The 6,440-nt window shown below is 43.5% G+C and carries 10 protein-coding genes; 5 read left to right on the top strand and 5 right to left on the bottom strand.

Annotation, left to right across the window (positions count from 1 at the left end):
• Positions 1–119 precede the first annotated feature (119 nt).
• The 5 genes from Q0418_RS08040 to Q0418_RS08020 all read left to right on the top strand — a co-directional run bounded on the left by Q0418_RS08040 (position 120) and on the right by Q0418_RS08020 (position 2,502).
• On the top strand, positions 120–776 hold the full coding sequence (locus Q0418_RS08040) for an ATP/GTP-binding protein (protein ID WP_298483625.1): 657 nt from the start codon (positions 120–122) through the stop codon (positions 774–776).
• 202 nt (positions 777–978) lie between these two features.
• The gene (locus tag Q0418_RS08035; RefSeq protein WP_298483624.1) at positions 979–1,143 is read left to right on the top strand and encodes a hypothetical protein; all 165 of its coding nucleotides are present in this window, start codon (positions 979–981) and stop codon (positions 1,141–1,143) included.
• On the top strand, positions 1,133–1,621 hold the full coding sequence (locus Q0418_RS08030) for a hypothetical protein (RefSeq protein WP_298483623.1): 489 nt from the start codon (positions 1,133–1,135) through the stop codon (positions 1,619–1,621). The genes Q0418_RS08035 and Q0418_RS08030 overlap by 11 nt, the downstream gene beginning before the upstream one ends.
• Before the next feature lie 9 nt (positions 1,622–1,630).
• Positions 1,631–2,104: a toll/interleukin-1 receptor domain-containing protein gene (locus Q0418_RS08025; protein WP_298483622.1), complete on the top strand. Its 474-nt coding sequence runs from the start codon at positions 1,631–1,633 to the stop codon at positions 2,102–2,104.
• A gap of 2 nt (positions 2,105–2,106) precedes the next feature.
• Positions 2,107–2,502: a TIR domain-containing protein gene (locus Q0418_RS08020; RefSeq protein WP_298483621.1), complete on the top strand. Its 396-nt coding sequence runs from the start codon at positions 2,107–2,109 to the stop codon at positions 2,500–2,502.
• 307 nt (positions 2,503–2,809) lie between these two features.
• On the opposite strand, the gene Q0418_RS08015 is transcribed toward Q0418_RS08020, so the two are convergent.
• From Q0418_RS08015 to Q0418_RS07995, 5 genes are all read right to left on the bottom strand, one after another.
• Positions 2,810–3,472: an ABC-2 transporter permease gene (locus Q0418_RS08015; RefSeq protein ID WP_298483620.1), complete on the bottom strand. Its 663-nt coding sequence runs from the start codon at positions 3,470–3,472 to the stop codon at positions 2,810–2,812.
• Positions 3,469–4,332, bottom strand: coding sequence for an ABC transporter ATP-binding protein (locus tag Q0418_RS08010; protein WP_298483619.1), 864 nt, complete (start codon positions 4,330–4,332; stop codon positions 3,469–3,471). Before Q0418_RS08010 ends, Q0418_RS08015 begins: the two co-directional genes overlap by 4 nt.
• A 1-nt stretch (position 4,333) precedes the next feature.
• Entirely contained in the window at positions 4,334–4,711 is a 378-nt protein-coding gene (locus Q0418_RS08005) for a GntR family transcriptional regulator (RefSeq protein WP_298483618.1), read from the bottom strand.
• Positions 4,712–5,066: 355 nt separating this feature from the next.
• Positions 5,067–5,627 carry a hypothetical protein gene (locus Q0418_RS08000; RefSeq protein WP_298483617.1) on the bottom strand — a complete coding sequence of 187 codons (561 nt, stop codon included), beginning with the start codon at positions 5,625–5,627 and terminating at the stop codon, positions 5,067–5,069.
• Between the two features lie 118 nt (positions 5,628–5,745).
• Positions 5,746–6,384, bottom strand: coding sequence for a 3'-5' exonuclease (locus tag Q0418_RS07995; RefSeq protein WP_298483616.1), 639 nt, complete (start codon positions 6,382–6,384; stop codon positions 5,746–5,748).
• Positions 6,385–6,440 lie beyond the last annotated feature (56 nt).

Raw genomic sequence — 6,440 nt, 5'->3', positions numbered from 1 at the left:
GGCACCCCTCCCGTCAGATACCTACCCTGTGTAGTCCCTTGTAAACTGTACTTTCATTTCTTAATAATAAGCTTGCCACAATTATAGTGGCAACTATTACCAATATGCAAGTCGTCAATATGGCTGCTATGAGAGGTCTTTCAAATCTCAGTGAAGAAACGTTCTCGGCTGAAAAGAAAGAGGAGTATCTGAAAATCTTAAAGAGTGCCGATCCTACACTGGAAGATATACAGGTGGAGTTCAATGAGAAAAAAATTGAAAAACACGCTCTTGATTCTGATGATCTTGAAAACCGCGCTGTTATTTTGAAAAGTGTCCGTGTAGATGTGAAATCAACTCACAGCATTTATGACAAGCATAAGGCTGTTGATAGAAGCGAGTTACCTTTTTTACAGATCGAGTCGAATGGCACAATCAAACTTCTCGACATTTTGCCAACAATATTCGATGCACTTAGTACCGGGAATATTCTTATAGTTGATGAAATCGAGAACGGTCTTCATCCAACCGTAGTAAAAAAAATGATAGAACTGTTCTACAATCCTGAAACCAATCCATACAACGCTCAATTGATTTGTACAACGCATAATATCTTGCTGATAAACGAAGCAGTACAGCGTGATGAGGTTTGGCTCATGGACAAGAACGAATACGGTGAAAGCTCAATGAAGCACATCAGTGATATTCCAGGATTACGAAGCTATGATAAGCTCGGTCAGAAAATGATCGAAGGTGCGTTTGGAGCAATGCCTAACATCATTACCAATACGCAATAAAGCGGTCACATGAAAAAAGATGCCCGTGTGAGGGGCATCTCTTAAGTTGGCAAAAGCATTTCATACAGAATATGATACTTTGGCCAGTGTAGCAACTACTATTATATCATATTTTCTCACAGAATGCAATAGTTTTTTGTCGGCAGAAAGTAAAAATTAAGCGTGTGATCTCTTTAAATAAATTTTAAGGAGAGTGGCTGAAATGGCTACAAAGACAAAAACCGGGCAGAAAGCCCCTGTTTCGGGTCAGTACAAACCCGTCGGAAGCAAGACGGAGGTTACGCTTGTTAAGGGCAAAACCGTTTCGCCGACACCAAAGGGTGCGACTACACTCGTACTCGTTGATAAGACTAAGCATGGAAAGTGAGGCAGTAAAGACGTTGAAACTTGAATCGATCAAAAAAGAAAACTATAACGGTGATTATGAGGGCACTGTTCTTGAACAGTGGAAAACTTGTGTGGATATGGCAAATAACAACACTGAAAAGCGCAGTAATTCCAACAATATCTATATTACGATTAATGCAGCTCTGTTGGCAGTAATTTCGTTTTCACTTGATTTAAAGAGCATAATTCTTGCTGTTGTAGGTATTGTTATTTGTGTTTTGTGGATTAAAACTATCAAGAGCTATAAAACGCTGAGTACAGTAAAATATGGTATTGTGAACGAAATTGAAAAGAAGCTTCCGTTAAGACCATATACATATGAATGGGATAAGTTGGAAAAGGAATATAAGTATCCTGAACTCACCTCAATAGAAAAAGCTATACCATGGCTATTTATTATCCTGTTTTCTGTTTCTTTTATTATTCCCGTGATTAAGTTTATCATGGACAAAATATGAGGAGGTCAAATGAAAGTTTTTATTTCTCATAAAGACGCAGACAGCGCACAGGCACTTCTATTAAAGAAAGAATTTGAAAAATATGGTGTGCCAGCATATTTAGATGTACTTGACAATGATATTAAACTCGGAGGGAAGCAACTAACTGACCATATTAAGGAAAACCTCAATGCCTGCAGCGATATAATAGTTGTAATGTCTGATAAAACAAAATTATCTTGGTGGGTTCCGTTTGAAATTGGGATGTCAGCTCAAGTTGATATGCCTACAGCAACATATTTGAATCACACTGTTACATTGCCAGATTATCTGACATACTGGCCAAGACTGAGAACGCTAAATGATATTGCTTTATATATTAAAGTACGAAAAAAAGTTGCAACAGAATCTAGGGTGTTATTTGAACATTATTCAGTTGAAAACCGTCAAAGATACGAAACCGAAAGATTTTATGAAAAATTAAAAGAAGAAATGAGGAAATAACGATGATTTATAATATTTTTATTAGCCATTCCTGGTCTTATAGCGACTACTATGATAAGCTGAAAAGCTTATTGGATAGTGAATCAAGTTTATATTACAGAGATTACTCTGTCCCAAAAGACGCTCCTATTCACAATGCAAAGAATGATCGTGAATTACGAGCCGCAATAAAAAATCAAATGCAACACGCTTCATGCGTACTAATTCTTGCTGGTGTATATTCTACATACAGTAAGTGGATTAATATAGAAATAAACTTGGCACAAGAAATGGGAAAGAGGATAATAGCTATTGAACCATGGGGATCAGAACGTACTTCCACAGTTGTAAAAAGCAACGCTAATAAAGTTGTGAAATGGAATACGTCCTCAATTGTGAATGCCATAAAAGGGTATTGACAACCTCCCCAATCTGCGCTATAATACCAAATAAGGAGCAAGCCACCGGGCACATATTCTCCTATAAGTCGCTGGTCTTTGTTATCATGGCGCTAAAAAAATGATAACTTGGCATCAGTGGGCAGTATAGTACAGAGCAAAATGTATAACTGAGATACCACAGCATAAATTAACTAAGCAAATTTGTTTAGTGTTTGAAGAAATCTGGGGAATGGGAATAACCCCACCTCACCAATTATCTCAAAAAATAAAGAGCGAATCGACTTCAAAATCGACTCGCTCTTTTCATTTCTTCCAATCTGTGCCCTCACGCCAGATCTTTTTTTGCAAAAACCCGGCAGGAAATCCGATACATGACAAACTCCCATACCAGCACAACCGCCGGAATGCCTGCCAGCAACACCACATACATTGCCGCAGAAACATCACCTACAGACATTTCAAATGTATCAACAGAAGAAAAAATATTTGTCACAGCAATACAAATGGCCATAGGCACCGCAAACACAAGTGCTGTGATCAGCCGGGTGCGTTCTGCACTGAACCGGAACAGCAAAAGCACCGATATTCCGCCCAGAAACAGGATCATCCAGAAGCCCAGCCACGATGTTATCAAAAGTTCCCGCAGCATTTCCCCTGTCAGCTTCTGCAAGCATACACTTGTGAGAAGTGTTGCCGCCAGGGTAACGCCAATGCCAAATATGGTCATGCACCAATGCACGATAAATTTTGCCCCCACCAGTTCCTTTCGGGTCACCGGCATGGTCATGCCGAAGCTGTTCCATTTCACCGCTTCGTCAAAGGTAAATGTGGTTATGATCTGCATACTGGCGATCAGTCCCCACATAATGACAAAGGAAGCGCCCATCTCTCCCATGGCACCGAAAAATCCGAAACAGATCAGGGTGATCAGCATAAAGATCCCATTCTTCTTCAGATTATAAAAATCCTTTAACAGTAAGCCTTTCATGATATCCGTTCTCCTTTCACATACAGTACCATAATTTCATCCACTGATGCCGCATCCACCACAGCATTCCGGTATTTCCGCTGTGCAGCCTCCCGGTCGGCAACCAGCACATCATAGGCATAGTCCTTTTTCCGCCACGCCAGCATCTCCGACGGCTCCAGGGTCTCAAACAATTCCTTTCCACACCGCAGGATGCCGTACTGATAGATCAATTCGTCCTTTGACTTGGAGAATAGCACCTTTCCCTCATGGAGAAATGTCACATAATCTGCCGCCTTTTCCAGATCGCTGGTAATATGGGAGGACAAGAGTATGGCATGGTCTTCATCTTGTACGAAATCCAGAAACAACTCCAGCAGATCATCCCGCACCACTGGATCCAGTCCTCCGGTCGGCTCATCCAACAGCAACAGCTTCGGATGATGGGAAAACGCCATGGCAAGAGAAAGCTTCATTTTCATGCCCCGGGACAAGTCCTTGATCTTCTTTTTCGGCTCCAGGGAAAACTTCTGAAGCAATTCCTGATAATATGTATCATCCCACCGTGTGTAGGACTTTCGGCAAATACTTCCAGCCATTTCCACCGTCAGTTCCGGATAAAAGGCAATATTGTCGAACACCACGCCGATGTCCTCTTTCAGTGCCTTGCTGTTCGTCGTAAGCGGTTCGCCGCAAAAGCGTACTTCCCCGGCATCCCGGCGAATAAGACCCAGAATTGCCCGAATGGTAGTACTTTTTCCGGCACCATTCTCACCGATAAGTCCCATGATCGTCCCTCCGGGAATGGAGAACGTCACATGGTCTAATGTAAATTTGTCGTAGGAACGAGTGAGTTCCTGTACTTCCAGCATCATTTTCATGTCATTCTTCCTCCTGATAAAACATGGTGAGCAGTTCCACCAGCTTGCTGAGTGGAATACCGCTGGTTCGTGCAATTTCCGCAGCAGCAAGAAGGTGCTCTTCCGCCTGCCGCTGCTGTTCCTCCTGATAAAAACTCTGATTCTGCGCCGCAACAAAGCTGCCACGCCCCACGGTAGTCTCAATGAAGCCGTCTCGCTGCAATTCCTCATAGGCACGCTGTACAGTGATCACACTGACATGCAGAGACTTTGCCAGACTGCGCATAGACGGAATGGGATCACCAGTCCGGAGTTTGCCGTCCATGATCTGGGCTTTGATCTGCGATGTGATTTGCTCATATATGGGCTTGCTGGTGTTGCTGCTGATAACAATCTCCACGGGTTACCTCCTTTTCAAGTGTACTTACTGTATAAGTACACTATAGCACATATTAGTACATTTGTCAAGAGGATTTGAAAAAATTTTTATGGTGATACCGACAAAGGCAGGAACAGCGATCAATAAGATGTCTTTGGGATTATAATACTAATCTCTGACCAAACCCATGAAAATCTTCACCGCCATCCACTCGCTGCTCGTCGTCAAACGCCCTTGCCAGGCGACAGCCTGCCTGCGGACGTTTTCCTTGATCAGCGAATGCCTGTCGGCGAATCTTTTCATGGAACTGATCAGAGATTAGTATAAAAAAGAGCAAACCGGTTTTGAAAGCCGATTCGCTCTTTTCAGTATTATTCTATGTTTTCAGCCGTTCCCTCAAAAGCTCCACCAGTCGCTTATATCCTTCTGTCTGATTGGAAATTACCGCAGAATACCTGTCAAAACGCACTTTGACGCCATTCTTTTTCTGTTCCATCCGGCTCACGTCTGTCACAGGGATTGCATGAATTCTGCTGTGTTTTTCTTCACCATCCAAAATCCTGGAAAGGGTGTACGTATCACGCAATACAGCCAGTGCCTTATCCTGAATCTTCATGATTCTTCTCACCTGTGACCCATTTGCATTCCCACGTGCTGCGGGAACAGATGCCGACACAAGATAAAGCGTTCCCTTATAATAAACCCAGTTTGAAAACTGCTTTCTGATCTTCCGGGAAAGGAAAATACCCATCACACTCAGATAGACCACAGCTGCCAGAACAACAAGAAATACGATTACAGTCCACAGCTCTGTTGTCTCTGATGTGACCTTTCTGACGGCATTCCGATTTGCCGCAGAGTCCTTGGAAATGCTCATAAACAAAGGAATCATAACCGCAGCCAGCGCCGCAAAGGCGATCCCCACATGTTTCAGCATCTTTTTTGCAACAACCTCCCTGGATATCTGAGGCGCAGAGAACACTTCTATCATTTTATGCTTATCCTTTCGGCAACACCGCACAAAGAGCGCCTAAAGGCTTTGCACGGTGTTGCCTTTATTTTCTTTTAAATACCAGATCCATGGTAAACCCATGAGATTCCGTATTGTTATATGTAATATGTGACCTCTCGATGCGTTCCTGGACGCCCCGGACACTGCTGAGATTCCGCAGAATTTCCGCTGTATTTCTGGCATCCGCCAGTGCGCCGTGCTCCGTTCCGGCAAAATAGATCTGCATGGAGCCAAGTGCGCTGGTCAGATTCATGGGACGGGAAAAGCCGTACATCCGCTGGTGAATGCGCTGCAAATCCACCCAGTGGGTATAAAACATATCGTGCAGGAACTGCTCTTTCAGATCTGCCTCCCGGAGCAGCACAGGCTGGTCAGAATCGCTCCAGGTATAAAACCGGCTGGACACCTCGCTGCCGATCCATTGGGTGAATTCCTGTACAGCCGCTGCATAATCCGGTGCCGAATCCACCGTCTGGCTGTCGATCCCGGTGATCCGCGTAATATGCGGCGGAATACTGCTGTACTGGGGTTTCACATAGGTCTGAAACTCATCCAGGATCTCATTTTGTTCATTCAGCTTCACTGCACCGATCTCTATAATTTCACTGCTTGCCACCAGTTGCAGATCCGGATCCCGGATGGGCGTAAATTCCAGATCCAGCACAATCTTATTGCCGTGCATGTCCACTTCCCCTTTTTTATCCAATTCATTGATTCTATTATACCACAGCCTTTTTC

Source organism: uncultured Ruminococcus sp., from assembly GCF_937915125.1.
In the GTDB taxonomy this organism is placed as follows: domain Bacteria; phylum Bacillota; class Clostridia; order Oscillospirales; family Ruminococcaceae; genus Ruminococcus_C.
Note: the sequence above shows the minus strand (reverse complement) of the source record. Positions and strands in the feature narration are given on the sequence as shown.